The organism is Bradyrhizobium denitrificans (assembly GCF_013179005.1).
Classification (GTDB): domain Bacteria; phylum Pseudomonadota; class Alphaproteobacteria; order Rhizobiales; family Xanthobacteraceae; genus Bradyrhizobium; species Bradyrhizobium denitrificans.
Window position 1 is genome coordinate 44,994 of record NZ_JABFDP010000040.1, and the last position, 19,378, is coordinate 64,371.

Genomic DNA, 19,378 nt, shown 5'->3' on the forward strand with positions numbered 1-19,378 from the left:
GTTTCCCCCTCAAAAGGCGTGCTGGTGAAACCACGGCGTTCTCTCCCGCTGATGCTTGTTGGAACAAGCATTCTCATCTAGTTAGGGCCGACATCGTGGCAAAGTTTCCGTGCGCGTCAAGCGAAAGCGGTGCCCGCGTGTCGCCGCCCGTCAATCGCAACCAGAGGGAATTTGACCCGTGCCCGAAGCTGCCAACCTCGCCGTGCTCGCCGGTCTCCTGATCGGCGTGATCTATGGCGTGGTCGGTCTCGTCAGCGGCTTCTGCATGATGAGCAGCCTGCGCGGCTGGTGGGCCGACGGCGACGATCGTCTGGTACGAACTTACGCGCTGGCGATGGGGATCGCCATTCTGGCCACCCAGCTTCTCGCGGCCAATGGTGTCGTCGATCTCGGCAAGTCGATCTATCTGCAGCCGACATTCTCGCTGCCGCTGATGCTCGCAGGTGGCGTGCTGTTCGGCTATGGCATGGTGCTCGCCAATGGCTGCGGCTCGCGCGCGCTGGTGCTGCTCGGCCGCGGCAATCTGCGCTCGTTTGTCGTCGTCATGGTGCTGGCGATCGCGGCCGAGATGACGTTGAAGGGTCTGATCGCACCGTTGCGTATCGCGCTGATGCAGGGCTCGCAGACCACGGCGACCGTGACCTCTCTGCCGGCGTTGCTGTCGATTGGCGGCCTGCATGGCGTACCGGCACGGCTGTTGCCGGCGCTCGTGCTCGGTGGCGGCTTGATGATCTTTGCCTTCGCGCATGCACCATTCCGGCGCACGCCCGGGCAGATGCTCGCGGGGCTTATCGTCGGCCTGCTGATCGCGGCGGGCTGGTTTGCGACCGGTCATCTCGGTGCCGACGATTTCAACCCGGTGCCGGTGGCGTCGCTGACCTTTGTCGCGCCGATCGCCGATGGCCTGCAATATGTGATGCTATCGACCGGCTCGACGGTGAATTTCGGCATCGTGACAGTGGCGGGTGTGCTCCTCGGCAGCCTCCTGACGGCCGTCGCCACGCGCCGCTTCAAGCTCGAAGGTTTTCACTCGCCGCAGCACATGCTGCGCTCGGCCGGCGGCGCCGCGCTGATGGGGATCGGCGGCGTGATGGCGCTGGGCTGCTCGGTCGGACAGGGGCTCACAGGCCTGTCGACCCTGGCCTTGCCGTCGTTCGTGGCCATTGCCGGGATCATGATCGGCGCGGCCATGGGCCTGCGCGGCGGCTTGCGCGTGCGGCCGTTGCAGGTCGAGCCGAAGGCGGGGCTTTATTAGGTCTCGACGCCTTTGGCTTGAATGAGATGCTGGCCGCTCATTCACCTCCCCCACCGGGGAGAGGTGGACGTCCCTGGACGCGCGACCTCGATCAAGTCGGGTCGCACGTTGTTCACTCCGTGGCACGCGTGACGATGCGGATCTCCGATGTCAGTGTCCGGTGCACCGGGCATTTGTCGGCGATCTCCATCAGCTTCCTGCGCTGCTCGTCGTCGAGCGCACCGTCGAGGTGGATCTCGCGCTCGAGCTGATCGATCAGCCCGACCTTGGTCTCGCACTCGGCGCAGTCCTCCGCATGGATTTTGCTGTGACGCAGGGTGACGGTGATGCGTTCGAGCGGCAGGACTTTGCGATCGGCATAGAGCCGCAGCGTCATCGAGGTGCAGGCGCCGAGCGCGGCGAGCAGCAGGTCGTAGGGGCCGGGGCCGGAATCCTGGCCGCCGACGGAGAGCGGCTCGTCGGCGGTGAGATGATGCGGGCCGAGCGCGATGCTTTGCTGCAGCTTGCTCGACCGGGTCTCGCGCACCACCACATCGCGCGGTCCGTCCTTGGCGGCCGGCTCCGCGGCCGCCGGCGCGACATAGCGGCCGGCCCAGCTTGCGATCACCTCGGCGATATGGGCGGCGTCGGTCTTGCTGCTGATGAGATGATCGGCATGATCGAGCGAGATGAAGCTTTTCGGATGCTTGGCGGCGACGAAGATGTGGGTGGCGTTGTCGATCCCGACCGTGTCGTCGACGGGCGAGTGCATCACCAGCAGCGCCTTGTGCAGATGCCTAACCTTGTCGAGCAGGCGCTGCTCGGCGATGTCGTCGAGGAACGAACTGCTGATGCGGAACGGGCGGCCCGCGAGCGAGACCTCGGCCGTGCCGTCGCGGCGGATCGCGGCGAGACGGTCCTTGAACATCGCGGTGACATGGGCGGGATCTGAGGGCGCCGCGATCGTCACCACGGCTTTCGCGTCCGGAATGTCGGCCGCCGCGGCCAGCACCGCGGCGCCGCCGAGGCTGTGGCCGATCAGGATGGCGGGCGCCTGTCGCGCTTTGCGCAAATGATCGGCGGCGCGGACGAGGTCGGCGATGTTGGAGGAGAATGTCGTGTTGGCGAAGTCGCCTTCGCTGGAGCCGAGGCCGGTGAAGTCGAACCTGAGCACCGCGATGCCATGGGCCGTCAGCGCCATCGCGATGCGGCGCGCCGCATGCGTGTCCTTGCCGCAGGAGAAGCAATGCGCGAACAGCGCATAGGCGCGCGGCGCGCCGTCAGGAAGGTCGAGCGCTGCGGACAGTCTGTCGCCGCCTGCGCCTTCGAATTGGAAACGTTCGGTGGGCATGATGTGGGTCCCCAATCGCTACGTCCGCTGGCGGCAATGACGCCGCACCGTCTGGCATCAGGATACACCAGATAGCGTCTGTACGCAGGTATGATGGCGCATTCTCGCGGCCTGCTCGGCCCGAGCTTTGCGGTTATTGGCCCCTCTGACATCGAGAGGGCGCAGGGAAGGTCGGGAGCCTGCCGCCCCCACGGTCCGCCTGCGAAAAAAATGCAGGCGGCAGAACCACAGGTTTGGCTGAGGACATCTGTATGCGATTGGACGGAGGTCAGCCCGGACCCGCAATAGCTCTCGGGAGCAAGCCACGATCACTCCCGCGGCGGCAACAGCTCGATCTCCTGTTCACCGTGCCGGATCGCCGTCGGCAGGTCTTGCGCGACAAGATCGGAAATCCATCGGACGAGCGCGGGAAGGGCTTCGTCCTTCGCCTGCCGGCGAAGTGGGGGCAAGTCCCGCTCGTGCGCGGTGCCGACTTTGATGTTGAGACGCTCATAAGGAATGTCGCCGTCCGGAGGCCGATATCGTGCATCGAACAGACGCCTGCCGTGGCTGCGAACGAGGTGGACGCGAATGCCGCCGAGATCTCTTGCGGTCAGTGCGGCGAGGATGACGGACGGCTTCAGAAGATACCCATAGCCCTTCGGTATCTTGCCCGTCTCTGAGGTGAACTCCATGGTTGATCTTCTCTGTCACGCTCGGATACGACCATAACCGTGTTGGACCCCAGCTCAGAAGCTCATAGAAACTCAGTCCGTAGCAACCACTGAGATCATCAGCACGCGGGTCATGGCTGCGCCCTCTCCCCTTGCGGGAGAGGGCATGGAGGACAGAGCCGCAAGCTCCCTTGGGGGAGGGGGATGTCGCCACGAGCGCTGTCCGCCGAGAGCGACCCCTCACCCAACCGAGTGCCTGGATAGGCCGGAGATGCCCTCTTCCGCAAGGGGAGAGGGCGCTGTATCGCGCAGTCGCTCTTGGACCTTTGCAACGAACTCGATTGATACGGGAGCAAAGCGAAGCGTGCCCACCCTTCTTTGCTTTTCGGCGAAAGACGGTGGGCACGACGCTCCGCGTCTTTGCCCAACCTGCGACTGCGTTGGCTTGGCGTTGAGCGAAGCCGGTCAGTCCGAATAGCGCTGCTCGGCCCAGGGATCTCCGCGGTTGTGATAGCCGCGCACTTCCCAATAGCCGGGGGCATCGTGATCGAGGAATTCGATCGCCTTCAGCCATTTCGCGCTCTTCCAGAAATACAGATGCGGCACGACGACGCGCACCGGGCCACGCATGCTCCTGCGTCAACGGCGCGCCGGACCAGCTGTGCGCGAGCAGCGCATCCTCAGCAGCGAAATCCGCCAGTGCCAGATTGGTCGTGTAGCCGTCATAGGAATGCAGCACGACGAAGTCCGCCGTGTCGCGCGGCCGGCAGGCGGCGAGCAGATCGCGCGTCGCCAGCCCCTCCCATTGATTGTCGTAGCGCGACCAGGTCGTCACGCAATGGATGTCGGAGACGAACTGGCGCTGCTCCTGGGCCAGGAAGGTCGGCATGTCCCAGAACAGCGGATTTTCGACCGCGCCATAGACGTCGAGCCGCCAGCGCTCTGATGTGACCGACGGCGTCAGGCCGAGGTCCAGCACCGGCCAGTCACGGGTCAGATGCTGACCCGGCGGCAGGCGCTGGTCCTCAGGCCGCGCGATGCGGCCAGTCAGGAACTTGCCCTCGCGCGCCCAGCGTTCCTTGCTGCGGGTCAGCTTGTTCTCGGGCGGCAGCCCGGACTCGTCAGCCATCTCAGCACCTCGTCGGTTCGTGCGGGCTCATTCGTGCAGGCTTATTCGTGCCTGTGCATCGCGGACGCATGCTTGGTGTCGCGCATGGTCGCATAGATGAGCAAAGACAGGAAGATCACGCCCGAGAGATAATAATAGAACCAGGTCTCATGCCCAATGCTTTTGAAGTAGAGCGCGATCGCCGGCGCGGTGCCGCCGAACAGCGACACGGTGATCGCGTAGGGCAGGCCGACGCCCAGCGCGCGCACATTGGTCGGGAATAGCTCCGCCTTGACGACCGCGTTGATCGACGTATAGCCGGCCGTGAAGATCCAGGCGCCGCAGATCAGCAGGAACGCCATGAATGGCTCCTTGGTGGCCTTCAGCGCGGTCAGGATCGGGATCGTTGCCAAGGTGCCGACGACGCCGAAGAAGATCAACAGCGGCTTGCGGCCGATACGGTCGGAGATCGCGCCATAGACCGGCTGCAGCACGCAGGCGAACAGCAGCGAGCCGAAGATCACCATGGTTGTCTGATCCTCGGTGAGGCCGACCGACAGCTTCACGAAGGTCTGCATATAGGTCGTGAAGGTGTAGAACGCGGCGGTGCCGCCGGCGGTGAGGCCGACGACCAGCAAGAGCTCGCGCGGATATCTGAACAGCGCGGCGATCGAGCCGGACGGGCCGACTGTCTTCTTGGCCTCCACGAAGGCTTCGGTCTCGTGCAGATTCCGCCGCATCACCGCGACGAAGATCGCGAGGCCGGCGCCGATAAGGAAGGGGATGCGCCAGCCCCAGGCCTTCAGCTCATCGGTCGTCAGAAACACTTTCTGCAGCAGGAGGAGCACGATGATCGCGGTGAGCTGGCCGCCGATCAGCGTGACATATTGGAAGCTCGAATAGAAGCCGCGGTGCTTGGCGTCGGCGACCTCGGACAGATAGGTGGCGCTGGCGCCATACTCACCGCCGAGGCTCAGGCCCTCGATCACGCGGGCAAGCGCCAGGATGATCGGTGCGGCGATCCCGATCGTGGCATAGGTCGGCGTCACCGCGATGATCAGCGAGCCGAAGCACATGCAGAGCACGGAGACCGTCAGCGACAGCCGCCGGCCATAATGGTCGGCGATATAGCCGAACAACCAGCCGCCGAGCGGGCGCATCAGGAAGGTGGCGGCGAACACCACGGCGGCGTTCAACTGCTCGACGACCGGGTCTTTTGACGGGAAGAACGCCGGCGCGAAATACAGCGCAAACGCGGTGTAGGCGTAGAAGTCGTACCATTCGACCAGGTTACCGGCCGAGCCGATCAGGATAGCCTTGATGCGACGCTCGACGTCGGTGAACGTCGTGGCTTCGGTGGCAGGCTCGATCGCCTGGTCTGTCATATCCGGTCTCCGGGCAAGCATGATTTGCGGCCCTTCTACGGGAGCCGGCGGTATTGCCAATATGGAGAAAGGGCAGGGGTCCCATGTTCAAGGACGTGGGGAACCGGCAACGTCCGGGCCTCGCCCTTCGAGACGCCCGCCTTCGGCGGGCTCCTCAGGGTGAGGGGGGAGAGTCGTTGCGAGAACAGCGCGAAACGCAGGGGGCGCCGCCGGTCGCGCGACTCTCTCTACGGGCGCTGCTTACTGCAATCCGCAGCGTCGACGTCGAACTCGAACCTCTCCATGAACACGCCTCTCGGCGTGTTCATGGTCCGGTGTGCAGTGCCTCGGCTTTTGTCCCTCATGGTGAGGAGCGCCGAAGGCGCGTCTCGAACCATGAGGCCACCGTCCGGGCCTCACCCTTCGAGACGCCGCTGCGCGGCTCCTCAGGGTGAGGGGAAGGTTCATCACTTCGGCGCGCGTGGATCGATCGGCGTGGAGGCCGCAACACCGAGAATGTCCTCCAGCACCTTGGCGCCGGCGAGCAGTTGGGCATCGGCGCGCGGCGCCGCGATCACCTGCAGGCCGACCGGAAGCCCCGACGCGGTGAAGCCGCAGGGCAACGACAGCGCCGGACAGCAGGCCAGCGTGATCGCGTAGACGATGCCGAGCCATTGCACGTAGTTGTCGAATTTGTGCCCGGCGCATTCGGCGACGTAGCGGTTCTCGACCGGGAAGGGCGGCACGATGGTCGCAGGCGCCAGCAGCAGATCATAGGTCTCGAAGAACTTCACCGCGCGCGCCGTGATCGCGACGCGCTGCGCCTCGGCGCGCGCGATCTGCGCCACCGTGAGCTTCAGCCCTTCCTCGATGTTCCAGATCACCTCGGGCTTCAACAGGTCACGCTTGGTGCGCAATAGCTCGGCCTTGCTCATCGCGAAGTCGAGCGCGCGCAGCACGTGGAAGCATTCATGCGCCTCGCTGAAATCGGGATGCGCCTCCTCGACGATCACGCCGAGTTCAGTGAAGCGCTGCGCCGCCTTGCGGGTGACCGCGGCGACTTCGGGGTCGACCGGCGTGATCCCAAGATCGGGCGAGTAGGCGACGCGCACCGGCCTCTTGCCGGAGCGGGCCGCGGCCAGGAACGAGGTCGTGGGCGAGGGCAGCGAGATCGGGTCGGCGGCGTACTCGCCGCTCATCGCGTCGAGCAGCAGCGCGAGGTCCTCGACATTGCGGGCCATCGGACCCTGGACGCCGAGATTGCGGTCGACGGCGACAGCCGGCGTATGCGCGACGCGGCCGAAGCTCGGGCGCAGGCCGACGATGCCGCAGAAGCTCGCGGGATTCCGCAGCGAGCCGCCCATGTCCGAGCCGTGCGCCAGCCACGCCATGCCGGTCGCGAGCGCGACCGCGGCGCCGCCCGAGGAGCCCGCCGCCGAGCGGGACGTGTCCCAGGGATTGCGCGTCGCGCCGAACACTTCGTTGAAGGTGTTGGCGCCGGCGCCGAATTCCGGCGTGTTCGACTTGGCGTAGATCACGCCGCCATTGGCTTCGAGATGCGTCACCAGGAGATCGGACTGTTCCGGAATCCGGTCCTTGAAGATCGGCGAGCCCTGCGTCGTCAGCACGCCCTGAACATCGGTGAGATCCTTGATCGGAACGGGAAGCCCGGCGAGCACCCCGCGCTCGGCGACCGGCTTCTGCATCAGCGCCTTGGCGTGAGCGCGGGCGCGGTCGAAGCAGAGGGTCGGAAGCGCGTTGACCTTGTCGTCGACAGCTGTGATGCGGGCTTCCAGCGCGTCGAGGCAATCGAGCGGCGTGATGACGCCGGCCTTCAACTTGTCGACGACGGCGCAGGCGGTCTCACGGATCAATCCCTGGTCGGCCAAAGTGCAGTTCTCCTGATTGGAAGCGTCCCGGCGAAAGCTGGTAGATCACGTTTCGGTCGGCGTGGAAAGGTTGCGGCGATCAACCCCACCCTGCGCTGATGCCGCCATCGACGGTATAGATCACGCCCGACGTGTAGCCGGCACGGTCGGATGCCAGGAAGGCCATCAGGTCGGCGATCTCCCTGACATGCGCGGGGCGGCCGAGCGGCAGGCCCTTCTGGAATTCCGTGTAGCGGCTCTCGTCACCGAATTGCTGTCGCGCGCGGGTCTTCAGCAGGGTGACGTGGCGGTCGGTGCCCACCGGCCCCGGATTGATGCCGACGACGCGGATGTTGTCGGCGAGGCTCTTGGAGCCGAGCGCCCTGGTGAACGCCATCAGCGCCGCATTGCCGGCGCTGCCGCAGATGTAGTTGGCGTCGAACTTCTCGCCGGCCGCGCCGATGTCGTTGATGATCACGCCCGATCCGCGTGCCTTCATCTGTGCGTAGACCAGCCTGGTGAGGTTGATGAAGCCGAACACCTTCAAGTCCCAGGCGTGCCGCCAGGTCGTCTCGTCGATCTTGTCGATCGGCCCGCTCGGAATGTCGCCCGCATTGTTGACGAGGATGTCGATGTCGGCGGCCTCTTGGGCCAGCCGGGTGACGTCCTCGGATTTGCGCAGATCCACCACATGCGCCGCCGCATCGATCTGATGCTTCGACCTGAGCTGCTCGACCAGCGCGGAGAGCCGGTCGGCGCTGCGCGCCGCGAGGCGGACGTGGCAGCCTTCCTCGGCGAACACTTCCGCTGCTGCGGCGCCGATGCCCTTGGAGGCGCCGGTGATGAGAACGCGCTTGCCGCGCAGATGAAGATCCATGGAGGTTCTCGCTGAAGGGGAGGAGACCCGATTGTCGGGCGCGTCAGCCATGCGGTCAATCTTGCACCGCAGCGTTGCGTCGGTCCTCCATTTGGTCCATTCAGGCGATCGACCATTTGAGCCGGGACAGCCGGCGCCCCATCTGAGGATCCGCTCGATGAGCAAGAAGCCCTATCGCATCGCAGTCATCCCCGGCGACGGCATCGGCAAGGAGGTCATGCCCGAGGGGCTGCGCGTGATCGAGGCCGCGGCCAAGAAGCATGGCGTCGCCGTGCAGTTCGATCATTTCGACTTCTCGAGCTACGATTATTACGAGAAGCACGGCCAGATGATGCCGGACGACTGGAAGGCGCAGATCGGCAGCCATGACGCGATCTATTTCGGCGCCGTCGGCTGGCCGGCCAAGATCGCCGACCATGTCTCGCTGTGGGGCTCGCTGATCAAGTTCCGCCGCGAGTTCGACCAATACGTCAATTTGCGGCCTGTGCGGCTGATGCCCGGCGTCCCGTCCCCACTGGCGGGCCGCAAGCCGGGCGACATCGATTTCTGGGTGGTGCGCGAGAACACCGAAGGCGAGTATTCGTCCGTCGGCGGCCGCATGTTTCCGGACACCGACCGCGAATTCGTCACCCAGCAGACGGTGATGACGCGCACCGGCGTCGATCGTATCCTGAAGTTCGCGTTCGAGCTGGCGCAGTCCCGGCCAAAGAAGCACCTGACGTCGGCGACCAAGTCGAACGGCATCTCGATCACGATGCCGTATTGGGACGAGCGGGTCGAGGCGATGGCCAAGAACTATCCGGGCGTGAAGTGGGACAAGTACCACATCGACATCCTCACCGCGAATTTCGTGCTGCATCCGGATTGGTTTGATGTCGTGGTCGGGTCCAACCTGTTCGGCGACATCCTGTCCGATCTCGGCCCCGCCTGCACCGGTACTATCGGCATCGCGCCCTCGGGCAATATCAACCCCGAGCGCAATTTCCCGTCGGTGTTCGAGCCGGTGCACGGCTCCGCGCCCGACATCGCCGGGCAGGGCATCGCCAACCCGATCGGCATGATCTGGTCGGGCGCGATGATGCTGGAGCATCTGGGCGAGAAGACCGCGGCGCAGGCGATCGTCGGCGCGATCGAGCGCACCTTGGCCGAGCGGACGTTGCGCACGCGCGACCTCGGCGGCAATGCGGACACCGAGGCGTGCGGCAAGGCCGTCGCGGAGATGGTGGATTAGGAACGACGGTGTGTTGTCGCCCCGGCGAACGCGGGGGCCCATAACCACCGGCAGACATTTTTCGCACCGGTATCGACCACCGTCTGCTCTCGTGACATCACGCGGTATGGGTCCCGGCATTCGCCGGGACGACAGGGGTGGTTTAGGCGACAGCTCGGACAACGGCGTCATTGCCAGGAGCGCAGCGACGAAGCAATCCAGGGCCGTCGCGAGACTCTGGATTGCTTCGCTTCGCTCGCAATGACGAAGGGGAGGGTTGTTAGGTGCGCGCCACCCTTCGGCAATGCTCCCACGCTGCGTGGATCAGGTTCTCGCTCGCCTCCGGCGTCCGGAACGCGGAATGCGCCGACAGCGTCACGTTCGGGATTGTCGTCAGGACGTGATTGGCCGGCAGTGGCTCGGTGTTGAAGACGTCCAGGCCGGCGTGGCGGATGTGGCCGGAGCGCAGCGCGTCGATCATCGCGGCCTCGTCGACGATGGCGGCGCGGGCGGTGTTGACGAAGATCACGCCCTTGCGCATCTGCGCGATGCGCTGGCGCGACAGGAAGCCGCGGGTCTCGTCGTTGAGCAGCAGATGCAGCGAGACGACGTGGCTCTCTTTCAGCAACGTGTCGAGATCGGTGAACGCCACGCCAGGATGGCTCTTCGGCGAGCGGTTCCAGGCGATCACCTTCATGCCGCTGCCGGACGCGATGCGCGCCACCTCGGCGGCGATGCCGCCGAAGCCGATCAGGCCGAGCGTCTTGCCGGTCAGCTGCATGCCGTCGTCACGCAGCCAATTGCCGGCGCGCATCTCGCGATCCATCTGCGCGATGCCGCGGGCCGCGGCCCACATCAGCGCAATGGCGGCTTCGGCCACGGCGGTGTCGCCATAGCCCTTGATCAGGTGGACGGTGATGCCGAGCTCGGCGAGCTCCTCCGGGTTCATGTAGCTGCGCGCGCCGGTGCCGAGAAACACGACGTGCTTGAGACCCTTGCACTGCTTGGCGACATCCGTCGGCAGCGCGGTGTGATCGACCACGCCGATCTCGGCGCCGTCGAGAATGGCCGGCCAGTCCTCCGGCTTGATGTCCGGGTTGAGATGCACGCGCATCTCGGGATCGCCGGGTTGGCGCTGCCGCTCGAAGATCTCGGCAAGCGACGAGTTGGCGTCGATGAAAACTCCGCGCACGGATACCTCCTGATGAGCCCCTATTGGACCATGCGGGGCAGGGCGATTGGATGTGGTTTAGCCTGAAGCGTCTCGGGCCTCATGGTTCGAGACGCGCCTTCGGCGCTCCTCACCATGAGGGGAAACTCTTTCACCGCACACTTTCCCCTCATCCTGAGGAGCCGCGCAGCGGCGTCTCGAAGGATGAGGCCCCAAAAGAATGCGGCCACAATCGTCAGCCCATCACGACGCCACGCCGGCCAGCGACAGCACCGTGTGCAGCAGCACGTTGGCGCCGGCGGCGCAGTCGGACTGGGTCGCATCCTCCAGCTCGTTGTGGCTGATGCCGTCCTTGCAGGGGACGAACACCATCGCCGCCGGCATGATGGTGTTCAGATTGCAGGCGTCGTGGCCGGCGCCCGAGGTGATGCGGCGGTGCGCGTAGCCGAGCGCGCCGGCGGCGCGCTCGACGGCGTCGACCAGCTTGGGGTCGAAATGCGTCGGCGGCTTGCGCCAGACCTGATCGATCGCGATCTCGACCTTCCGCTTCTTCGCAATTTCGCTCGCCGCCGCGCGCAGGCTGGCGTCGAGCGCTTCAAGCGTGTCGGCATTGGCGCTGCGGCAGTCGATGGTGAAGGCGATCTCGCCGGGGATGACGTTGCGCGAGGGATTGGCGATCACGGCCTCGCCGATCGTCGCCACCGCATTCGGCCCGAGCTTGAGCGCGATCTGCTCCAAAGTGAGCGCGAATTCGGACAGTGCCAGCAGCGCGTCGCGGCGCAGCGGCATCGGCGTCGAGCCGGCATGGCTCTCGAAGCCGGTGACCTTGCCGTCATACCAGAACACGCCCTGGCCGTGATCGACCACGCCGATGGTCTTGTTCTCGGCCTCCAGGATCGGGCCCTGCTCGATATGCAGCTCGACGAAGCCGGAGAATTTCTGCGTGCCGACCTTGCTCTCGCCGCGATAGCCGATGCCGTCCAGCGCCTCGCCGACCGTGACGCCGTCCGCATCCTTGCGCGACAGGATGTCCTCGACAGTGAAGTCGCCGACATAGGCCGCGGACGCCATCATCGCCGGTGCGAAGCGCGAGCCTTCCTCATTGGTCCAGTTGACGATGCACAGCGGCGCGTCGGTCTCGATGCCGGCATCGTTCAGCGTGCGGATCACCTCGAGCGCGCCGAGCGTTCCCAGGATGCCATCGAACTTGCCGCCGGTCGGCTGGGTGTCGAGATGCGAGCCGAGCCCGACCGGCGGCTTCGACATGTCGCGTCCCTTGCGTAAGCCGAACATCGAGCCGAGCGTGTCGACGTGAACCTCGAGCCCCGCGTCCTCGCAGGCTTTGCGGAACCAGTCGCGGACCTGCCTGTCCTCCTGGCTCAGGGTCAGCCGGCGTACGCCGCCCTTCGGCGTGGCACCGAACTTGGCGGTCTCGTGGATACTGTCCCAGAGGCGGGCGGAATCGATCTGCAGATTGGTGACGGCGCGGCTCATGCTTGAATTTCCTGTACTCCGGCATCCTGTCCATCGCGCGCCGCGACGATCCCGTCAACCGATGCGGCCGGATGGCTGGCCGTCTGCGCCGTCCTGGCTGCGAGCTCGGCAACGCGCTCGATCGCGACCATCTCGGGCGACGACAGCCAGCTTGCGGTGAAGGTCAGCGGCGGAATCCGCAGATCCGTTTTTAGCTCCTGCAAGCGTCCGCTCTCGATCTCGTTGGCGACGATCGCTGCGGGAATCACGGCGACACCGAGGCCCTCGATTGCCATGTGGATGACGGTCGCCAGCGAGGCGCTGGCGTGCAGCCGCATCGGCGGCAAATGCGGCCGGTTGAACAGAGAGCGCACATTGTCATAGGGCTGGGTGTTGCGCGGGAAGGTGATGATCGGAAACCGTGCCATCTGCTCGGCCGTGACGAGGCCCTTGCCGAAGCCCAAGGCAGGGCTGGCCAGGAAGCTGATCGGGTAATCGCACAGCACCCGGCTGCGGATGCCCGACTCCGAGGGCGCCCCCAATGCGAAGGCGAGCTCGATCTCCTGCGCCAGCAGGCGCGCGTGCAGATTGGGCGTGACGTCGACCTCGATCTCCAGCGAGAGATTGGGATAGTTCTCGTTGACGCTCTTGATCAGCCGCGGCAGCCAGTCATGCACGATGGTCTCGGCCACGCCGAGTCGGAGAACGCCGCGCATCGCCGAGCGGTCGCCGACTTCGGCCAGCATCTCCGCACGCAGGCCGATCAGCTTCTCGGCATAGACCAGCATCTGCCGTCCGCTCGCGGTGGGCGAGGCCACGCGGTGATCGCGGTTGAGCAGCTTGACGCCGAGCTCGCGCTCGAGCTGGGCGATGCGCTGGGAGATCGCGGGCTGGGTGGTATTGAGGCGCTGCGCCGCGCCGCGGAAGCTGCCCAGCTTCACCACCCAGAGAAATGTCTCGATGGAACGGAAATCCAACATCGGCCCCGCCTCGGATCAATTTGTTTTATCGATCCTGATTAAAAACGAAGATTAGACTTTATAGCATGGCTGATGTTGAGTGAGTTTGTCGAGATATTAGGCAAATGGCTCAAATGACTGTTTCCGCGGCAGTGCAGCAACAGGCCGGCGAGGCCGGGCTTCTCCCCAGCCACCAGGCCCGCTTGGACTATCGCACCGGCAAGGGCTGGAGCACGGCGGGGGTCGCCAACGGCTTCGTGCAGGGTAATCTGGCGATTATCCCCGAGCAGTATGCCGGCGCCTTCCACCGCTTCTGCCAGCTCAATCCCAAGCCGTGCCCGATCATCGGCATGTCCGATCCGGGCAATCCTTTCATTCCGGCGCTCGGCGCTGATCTCGACATCCGTACCGACGTGCCGCGTTATCGCGTCTGGCGTGACGGCGAGATGGTGGAGGAGCCGACCGATCTGCTGGCGCATTGGCGTGACGATCTCGTCACCTTCGTGCTCGGCTGCTCTTTCTCTTTTGAAGAAGCGCTGATGGCCGACGGCCTGCCGATCCGCCACATCGAGCAGGGCTGCCGCGTGCCGATGTACCGCACCAACATCGCCTGCACGCCGTCTGGGCCGTTCGCCGGACCCATGGTGGTATCGATGCGCCCGTTCAAGCCGGCGCAGGCGATCCGCGCGGTGCAGATCACGACGCGTTTTCCCGCCGTGCACGGCGCGCCGGTGCATCTCGGCCATCCCGAGCAGATCGGGATCGTCGATATCAACAAGCCGGATTATGGTGATCCGGTGCCGGTCGCGGCGGATGAAATCCCTGTATTCTGGGCCTGCGGGGTGACGCCGCAGGCGGTCATATCAGCGGCCAGGCTGCCCTTCGCCATCACCCACGCACCGGGGCTGATGCTGATCACCGATCTCAAGAACAAGGATCTCGCCGTCCTCTAATCAGGCAGCTATGCCTCCTTTTGAGCTTTCACGCCGACCTCAACTCTTCATCGACGCGCTTTTATCAGAGGATCTTGCCATGACCATCACGCGCCGTAACGTCCTGCTTGGAGCCACCGCTGCCGCCGCGCTCGGGCCGATTGCTGCCCGTGCCCAGACGTCCGAGGTGAAGATTGGCGTCATCTATCCGTTCTCCGGTGCCAGCGCCCAGATCGGCGTCGATGCGCAGCGCGCGTTCGAAACCGCGGCCGAGATCATCAACGGCAAGTTCGATTACGATCTCCCGCTCGCCCGTACCGAAGGCCTGCCGGGCCTCGGCGGCGCCAAGATCAAGCTGGTGTTCGCCGATCACCAGGCCGACCCGCAGAAGGGCCGCGCCGAGGCCGAGCGCCTGATCACGCAGGAGAAGGTCGCGGCCGTCATCGGCTCCTATCAGAGCGCGGTTGCGGTCACCGCGAGCCAGATCTGCGAGCGCTACCAGATCCCGTATCTGTCGGCCGACAATTCCTCGCCGAGCCTGCATCGCCGCGGCCTGAAATATTATTTCCGCGCCGCGCCGCATGACGAGATGTTCTCGCAGGCGATGTTCGACTTCTTCGATGCGATGAAGAAGAAGGGCACCAAGATCGAGACGCTGGCGCTGTTCCACGAGGACACCATCTTCGGCACGGATTCGAGCAATGCCCAGCTCAAGCTCGCCCAAGAGCGCGGCTACAAGGTCGTCGCCGACATCAAGTATCGCGCCAACTCGCCGTCGCTGTCGGCCGAGGTCCAGCAGCTCAAGGCGGCCAATGCCGACGTGCTGATGCCGTCGAGCTACACCACCGACGGCATCCTGCTGGTCAAGACCATGGCCGAGCTCGGCTACAAGCCGAACGCCATCGTGGCGCAGGACGCCGGCTTCTCGGAGAAGGCGCTGTATGATGCGGTCGGCGACAAGCTCGAAGGCGTGATCTCGCGCGGCTCGTTCTCGCTCGACCTCGCCGCCAAGCGGCCGATGGTCGGCAAGATCAACGACATGTTCAAGGCGAAGTCGGGCAAGGACTTCAACGACTATTCCTCGCGCCAGTTCATGGGCCTGATCGTGATGGCCGACGCCATCAACCGCGCCAAGTCGACGGAGGGCGAGAAGATCCGCGACGCACTGGCCGCCACCGACATGCCGGGCGAGGCGACCATCATGCCGTGGAAGCGGGTGAAGTTCGACGAGAATGGCCAGAACAACGACGCCGATCCGGTGCTGCTGCAATATGTCGGCGGCAAGTTCGTCACCATCTTCCCGACACAGGCCGCCGTGGCCGAAGCCAGCTGGCCGATGAAGTAAGCGCGCGCAGGGCGCCGGCGGCGCTCTGCATCGGACCATGGCGGAGCATCGGTCGTGCTCCGTCATTGCGAGGAGCGTAGCGACGAAGCAATCCAGGAGCCAGAGAGAAGGTCTGGATTGCTTCGCTTCGCTCGCAATGACGGGGGAGCAAGAGAAGTGACGGCAGAAACAATCATTCAAAGTCTCGCCAGCGGCCTGTTGATGGGCCTGCTCTACGGCCTGATCGCCGTGGGGCTGGCGCTCATCTTCGGCCTGATGGACGTCGTGAACTTCGCCCATGGCGAGTTTCTGATGATCGCGATGTACGCGACCTTCTTCCTGTTCGCGTTTTTCGCACTCGATCCATTGTTGTCGGCGCCCCTGGTCGCCGCCGCTTTGTTCATCTTCGGAGCTGTGGTCTATCTGCTGATCGTGAGATTTGCGGTCCGGGCCAAGGCCAATACCGGCATGGTGCAGATCTTCTCCACCTTCGGCCTCGCGGTGCTCATGCGTGGCGTCGCGCAGTATTTCTTCACGCCGGACTATCGCAGCATTCCGCACTCCTGGCTGGGCGGCAAGACGATCTCGATCGCCGGAATCTACCTGCCGCAGCCGCAGCTGGTCGGCGCGCTGATCGCGATCGCGGCTTTCGCCGGCCTGTACTTCTTCATCCACCGCACCGATTTCGGCCGGGCGCTGGAAGCAACCCGCGAGGACGCCGGCGCGGTGGCGCTGGTCGGCATCGACAAGAACAAGGTGTTCGCGCTCGGCTGGGGCCTCGGTGCGGCGTTAGTCGGCCTTGCCGGCGCGGTCATGGCGATCTTCTTCTATGTCTTCCCGGACGTCGGCGCCTCGTTTGCGACCATCGCCTATGTCACGGTGGCGCTCGGCGGCTTCGGCAGCGTGTTCGGCGCCTTTGCCGGCGGCATCGTGGTCGGCCTCGTGGAGGCCATCACCACCCTGATCCTGCCGCCGTCGCTCAAGACCGTCGGCATCTATGGCGTCTATCTCCTCGTCGTCTTCATCCGCCCGCGCGGCCTGTTCGGATCGATCTGATGGACAAGGCATTCATTCAACGTCGCCGGCGCGACCTCGTCGTCGCCGCCTTCCTTGCGGCGATCGCCGCGGCCGTGCCGCTGTTCGTCAAGGACGTCTATGTCCAGAACATCATGGTGCTGACCCTGATGTATGCGGCGCTGTCGCAGAGCTGGAACATCCTGTCCGGCTATTGCGGCCAGATCTCGCTCGGACATGCGCTGTATTTCGGACTCGGGGCCTATACGACCGCGATCCTGTTCACGAAGTTCGGCGTGCTGCCCTGGTTCGGCATGCTCGCCGGCGGTCTGATCTCCGCGCTCATCGCGATGGCGCTCGGCTATCCCTGCTTCCGGCTCGGCGGCCATTACTTCGTCATTGCCACGATCGTCATCGCCGAAATCACGCTGCTCTTGTTCCAGAACTGGGATTGGGCGGGCGCCGCGCTCGGCATCGACATTCCGGTGCGGCGCGACTCCTGGCTGACCTTCCAGTTCACCCGCTCGAAGCTGCCATATTTCTACTTCGCGCTGGCGCTCGCCTGCGTCGCCTGGTTCGTCACCTGGTGGCTCGAGGACTCCAAGTGGGGCTATTGGTGGCGCGCGGTGAAGGACAATCCGGTCGCCGCTGAAAGCCTCGGCGTCGACGTGTTCAACTCGAAGATGGGCGCCGCGGCCGTCTCGGCCTTCCTGGTCGCGATCGGCGGCAGCTTCTATGCGCAATTCGTCTCCTACATCGACCCAGAGAGTGTCATGGGCTTCCAGTTCTCGCTGCTGATGGCGCTGCCGGCCGTGCTGGGCGGCATCGGCACGCTGTGGGGACCGATGCTGGGCGCGGTGATCCTGATCCCGCTGACCGAGTTGACCCGCTCCTATATCGGCGGCTCCGGCCGCGGCGTCGATCTGATCGTCTATGGCGGCCTGATCATCGCGATCTCGCTGGCGCGGCCGCAAGGGCTCGTCAGCCTGTTCTCCCGCAAGCCGAAGCCGGCCGCTCAGCCGGCGCGAGAGGCGGTGGCGTCATGACCGCGTTGTTGGAAACCCGCAACATCACGCAGCGCTTCTCGGGTCTGACCGCGAACTCCGATGTCTCGATCTCGGTCGGGCGCGGCGAGATCGTCGGCCTGATCGGTCCGAACGGCGCCGGCAAGTCGACCTTGTTCAACCTGATCGCCGGCGCGTTCAAGCCGAGCGAAGGCACGATCCTCTTCGACGGCGAGGATGTCACGGCGCTGCCGGCCGCCGAGCGCTGCCAGCGCGGCATCGGCCGCACCTTCCAGGTCGTGAAGAGCTTTGAGAGCATGACGGTGATCGAGAACGTCATCGTCGGCTCCCTGGTGCGCAGCACCAACATGCGCGACGCCCGTCGCAAGGCGCATGAGGTGCTGGCCTTCTGCGGCCTCGATGCGCGGGCCGACGTGCTGGCGAGCGACCTCGTGCCGTCGGAGAAGCGGCGGCTCGAAGTGGCCCGCGCGCTCGCAACCGAGCCGAAGCTGTTGCTGCTCGACGAGGTGCTCACCGGCCTGACCCCGGTCGAATCGCAGAAGGGCGTCGAGCTCGTGCGTCGTGTGCGCGACACCGGCATCACGGTGCTGATGGTCGAGCACGTCATGGAGATCGTGATGCCGCTGGTCGACCGCGCCATCGTGCTCGACCTCGGCAAGGTGCTGATCGAAGGCAAGCCCACGGATGTCGTCCGCGATCCCAAAGTCATTTCCGCCTACCTCGGAGACCGCCATGCTGTCGGTGCGTGACGTCACCACCGCCTATCAGGGGCTGGTTGCGATCTCGAACGTCTCGATCGACGTCGAGAAGGGCGAGATCGTCTGCGTCGCCGGCGCCAATGGCGCCGGCAAGTCGACGCTGTTGAAGTCGATCGCCGGCGCCGAGCGGCCGCGTGCCGGCAGCGTCACCTTCGACGGCAACCGCATCGACGGCATGGCGCAGCATCTGATCACCGCGAAGGGCATCGCCTATGTGCCGGAGAACCGCCGGCTGTTTCCGCGGCTCTCGGTGCGCGACAACTTAAGGCTCGGCAGCTATCTCTACCGCAGCGAAGCGAATCGCGACGAGCCGCTCGACTTCGTCTTCAAGCTGTTCCCGCGCTTGTCCGAGCGGCTGGAGCAGCGCGCCGAGACCTTGTCGGGCGGCGAGCAGCAGATGCTGGCGATCGGCCGCGCGCTGATGACCCGGCCGCGGCTCCTGATGCTCGACGAGCCGTCGCAGGGCATCATGCCGAAGCTGGTCGACGAAATCTTCCAGGCGGTGAAGCGCATCCGCGATGCCGGCATGACGGTCCTCATCGTCGAGCAGCGCATGGCCGAGTGCCTCGAGATCGCCGACCGTGCCTACATCCTGCAAACCGGCCGCGTGCTGATGCAGGGCACAGCGGCCGAGATCAGCGGCAACAAAGACGTGCGGAAGGCGTATCTGGGGCTCTGAAGCAATACATTTAATTGCCTGCTCGGCTTCGTTGTGTTCGCGGTGCGTAGCGAAACCATCGAGAGTCCGGTCCGCGGCCCCTGGATCGCGTCGCTGCTGTTCAGCCCGGGGACATAGCTTACACCTGTTCGGGGACATAGTTGACACTTTTGGGGTCGCGCAAATCGATCGTTGCGATCTGATGTGCGGCAAAGAAAATTCCGAATTTTCCGTCCTGGCTGAGCGGGCGAATAGCGAGCCGCTCGCTGCGAAAGGCTTGCGGGACTTTCCAGAGCCGTCCCTCGAAACTGACATAGGCCTTGGTGCTCGACACCGAACGGACGATCTCACCCTCGTCGTATTCCACCGTCGGAAGGCGATCCGGCATCGTTCGCGGGC

General features: G+C 65.0%; 16 protein-coding genes and 2 pseudogenes. 8 read left to right on the forward strand and 10 right to left on the reverse strand.

The genetic code is table 11. From position 1 onward, the window contains the following. The first annotated feature begins 178 nt into the window (after positions 1-178). Positions 179-1,255 carry a YeeE/YedE family protein gene (locus HL671_RS33560; RefSeq protein WP_172242546.1) on the forward strand — a complete coding sequence of 359 codons (1,077 nt, stop codon included), beginning with the start codon at positions 179-181 and terminating at the stop codon, positions 1,253-1,255. A gap of 112 nt (positions 1,256-1,367) precedes the next feature. On the opposite strand, the gene HL671_RS33565 is transcribed toward HL671_RS33560, so the two are convergent. The 6 genes and pseudogenes from HL671_RS33565 to HL671_RS33590 form a co-directional block, all read right to left on the reverse strand. Next, a complete protein-coding gene (locus HL671_RS33565) occupies positions 1,368-2,585 on the reverse strand; it encodes a bifunctional alpha/beta hydrolase/OsmC family protein (RefSeq protein WP_172242549.1) in 1,218 nt (405 codons plus the stop codon). Between the two features lie 308 nt (positions 2,586-2,893). Then, entirely contained in the window at positions 2,894-3,259 is a 366-nt protein-coding gene (locus HL671_RS33570; protein WP_012043022.1) for a hypothetical protein, read from the reverse strand. A 444-nt stretch (positions 3,260-3,703) separates the two neighbouring features. Then, positions 3,704-4,367: pseudogene (locus tag HL671_RS33575) on the reverse strand (sulfite oxidase-like oxidoreductase). A 41-nt stretch (positions 4,368-4,408) separates the two neighbouring features. Further along, positions 4,409-5,731, reverse strand: a complete 1,323-nt coding sequence (locus HL671_RS33580; protein WP_172242552.1) for an MFS transporter — start codon at positions 5,729-5,731, stop codon at positions 4,409-4,411. 446 nt (positions 5,732-6,177) lie between these two features. Continuing rightward, a complete protein-coding gene (locus tag HL671_RS33585) occupies positions 6,178-7,599 on the reverse strand; it encodes an amidase (RefSeq protein WP_172242555.1) in 1,422 nt (473 codons plus the stop codon). Between the two features lie 79 nt (positions 7,600-7,678). Beyond that, positions 7,679-8,455 carry an SDR family oxidoreductase gene (locus tag HL671_RS33590; protein WP_172242558.1) on the reverse strand — a complete coding sequence of 259 codons (777 nt, stop codon included), beginning with the start codon at positions 8,453-8,455 and terminating at the stop codon, positions 7,679-7,681. Positions 8,456-8,612: 157 nt separating this feature from the next. Here HL671_RS33590 and HL671_RS33595 point away from each other — a divergent pair, with 157 nt between their 5' ends. Beyond that, positions 8,613-9,686 carry a tartrate dehydrogenase gene (locus HL671_RS33595; RefSeq protein WP_041750617.1) on the forward strand — a complete coding sequence of 358 codons (1,074 nt, stop codon included), beginning with the start codon at positions 8,613-8,615 and terminating at the stop codon, positions 9,684-9,686. Between the two features lie 259 nt (positions 9,687-9,945). Here HL671_RS33595 and HL671_RS33600 read toward each other — a convergent pair whose 3' ends face one another. The 3 genes from HL671_RS33600 to HL671_RS33610 all read right to left on the reverse strand — a co-directional run bounded on the left by HL671_RS33600 (position 9,946) and on the right by HL671_RS33610 (position 13,289). After that, a complete protein-coding gene (locus HL671_RS33600) occupies positions 9,946-10,857 on the reverse strand; it encodes an NAD(P)-dependent oxidoreductase (protein WP_172242561.1) in 912 nt (303 codons plus the stop codon). Between the two features lie 222 nt (positions 10,858-11,079). Further along, on the reverse strand, positions 11,080-12,330 hold the full coding sequence (locus HL671_RS33605) for a Zn-dependent hydrolase (protein WP_012043029.1): 1,251 nt from the start codon (positions 12,328-12,330) through the stop codon (positions 11,080-11,082). Beyond that, positions 12,327-13,289, reverse strand: a complete 963-nt coding sequence (locus HL671_RS33610) for a LysR family transcriptional regulator (protein WP_172242564.1) — start codon at positions 13,287-13,289, stop codon at positions 12,327-12,329. Before HL671_RS33610 ends, HL671_RS33605 begins: the two co-directional genes overlap by 4 nt. A gap of 113 nt (positions 13,290-13,402) precedes the next feature. Between HL671_RS33610 and HL671_RS33615 the strand changes: the two genes are divergently transcribed. The 6 genes from HL671_RS33615 (at position 13,403) to HL671_RS33640 (ending at position 19,000) form a co-directional block, all read left to right on the forward strand. Continuing rightward, positions 13,403-14,221, forward strand: coding sequence for a putative hydro-lyase (locus HL671_RS33615; protein ID WP_172242567.1), 819 nt, complete (start codon positions 13,403-13,405; stop codon positions 14,219-14,221). A 79-nt stretch (positions 14,222-14,300) separates the two neighbouring features. Then, the gene (locus HL671_RS33620) at positions 14,301-15,545 is read left to right on the forward strand and encodes an ABC transporter substrate-binding protein (RefSeq protein WP_172242570.1); all 1,245 of its coding nucleotides are present in this window, start codon (positions 14,301-14,303) and stop codon (positions 15,543-15,545) included. A 156-nt stretch (positions 15,546-15,701) separates the two neighbouring features. After that, entirely contained in the window at positions 15,702-16,580 is an 879-nt protein-coding gene (locus tag HL671_RS33625) for a branched-chain amino acid ABC transporter permease (RefSeq protein ID WP_041750618.1), read from the forward strand. After that, complete coding sequence (locus tag HL671_RS33630) at positions 16,580-17,584, forward strand: branched-chain amino acid ABC transporter permease (protein WP_012043034.1); 1,005 nt, start codon at positions 16,580-16,582, stop codon at positions 17,582-17,584. The genes HL671_RS33625 and HL671_RS33630 overlap by 1 nt, the downstream gene beginning before the upstream one ends. Beyond that, a complete protein-coding gene (locus tag HL671_RS33635; RefSeq protein ID WP_041750619.1) occupies positions 17,581-18,312 on the forward strand; it encodes an ABC transporter ATP-binding protein in 732 nt (243 codons plus the stop codon). Before HL671_RS33630 ends, HL671_RS33635 begins: the two co-directional genes overlap by 4 nt. Then, complete coding sequence (locus tag HL671_RS33640) at positions 18,296-19,000, forward strand: ABC transporter ATP-binding protein (RefSeq protein WP_012043036.1); 705 nt, start codon at positions 18,296-18,298, stop codon at positions 18,998-19,000. The genes HL671_RS33635 and HL671_RS33640 overlap by 17 nt, the downstream gene beginning before the upstream one ends. A gap of 118 nt (positions 19,001-19,118) precedes the next feature. Here HL671_RS33640 and HL671_RS33645 read toward each other — a convergent pair. Further along, a pseudogene (locus HL671_RS33645) lies at positions 19,119-19,378 on the reverse strand (IS481 family transposase); the annotation flags it as partial.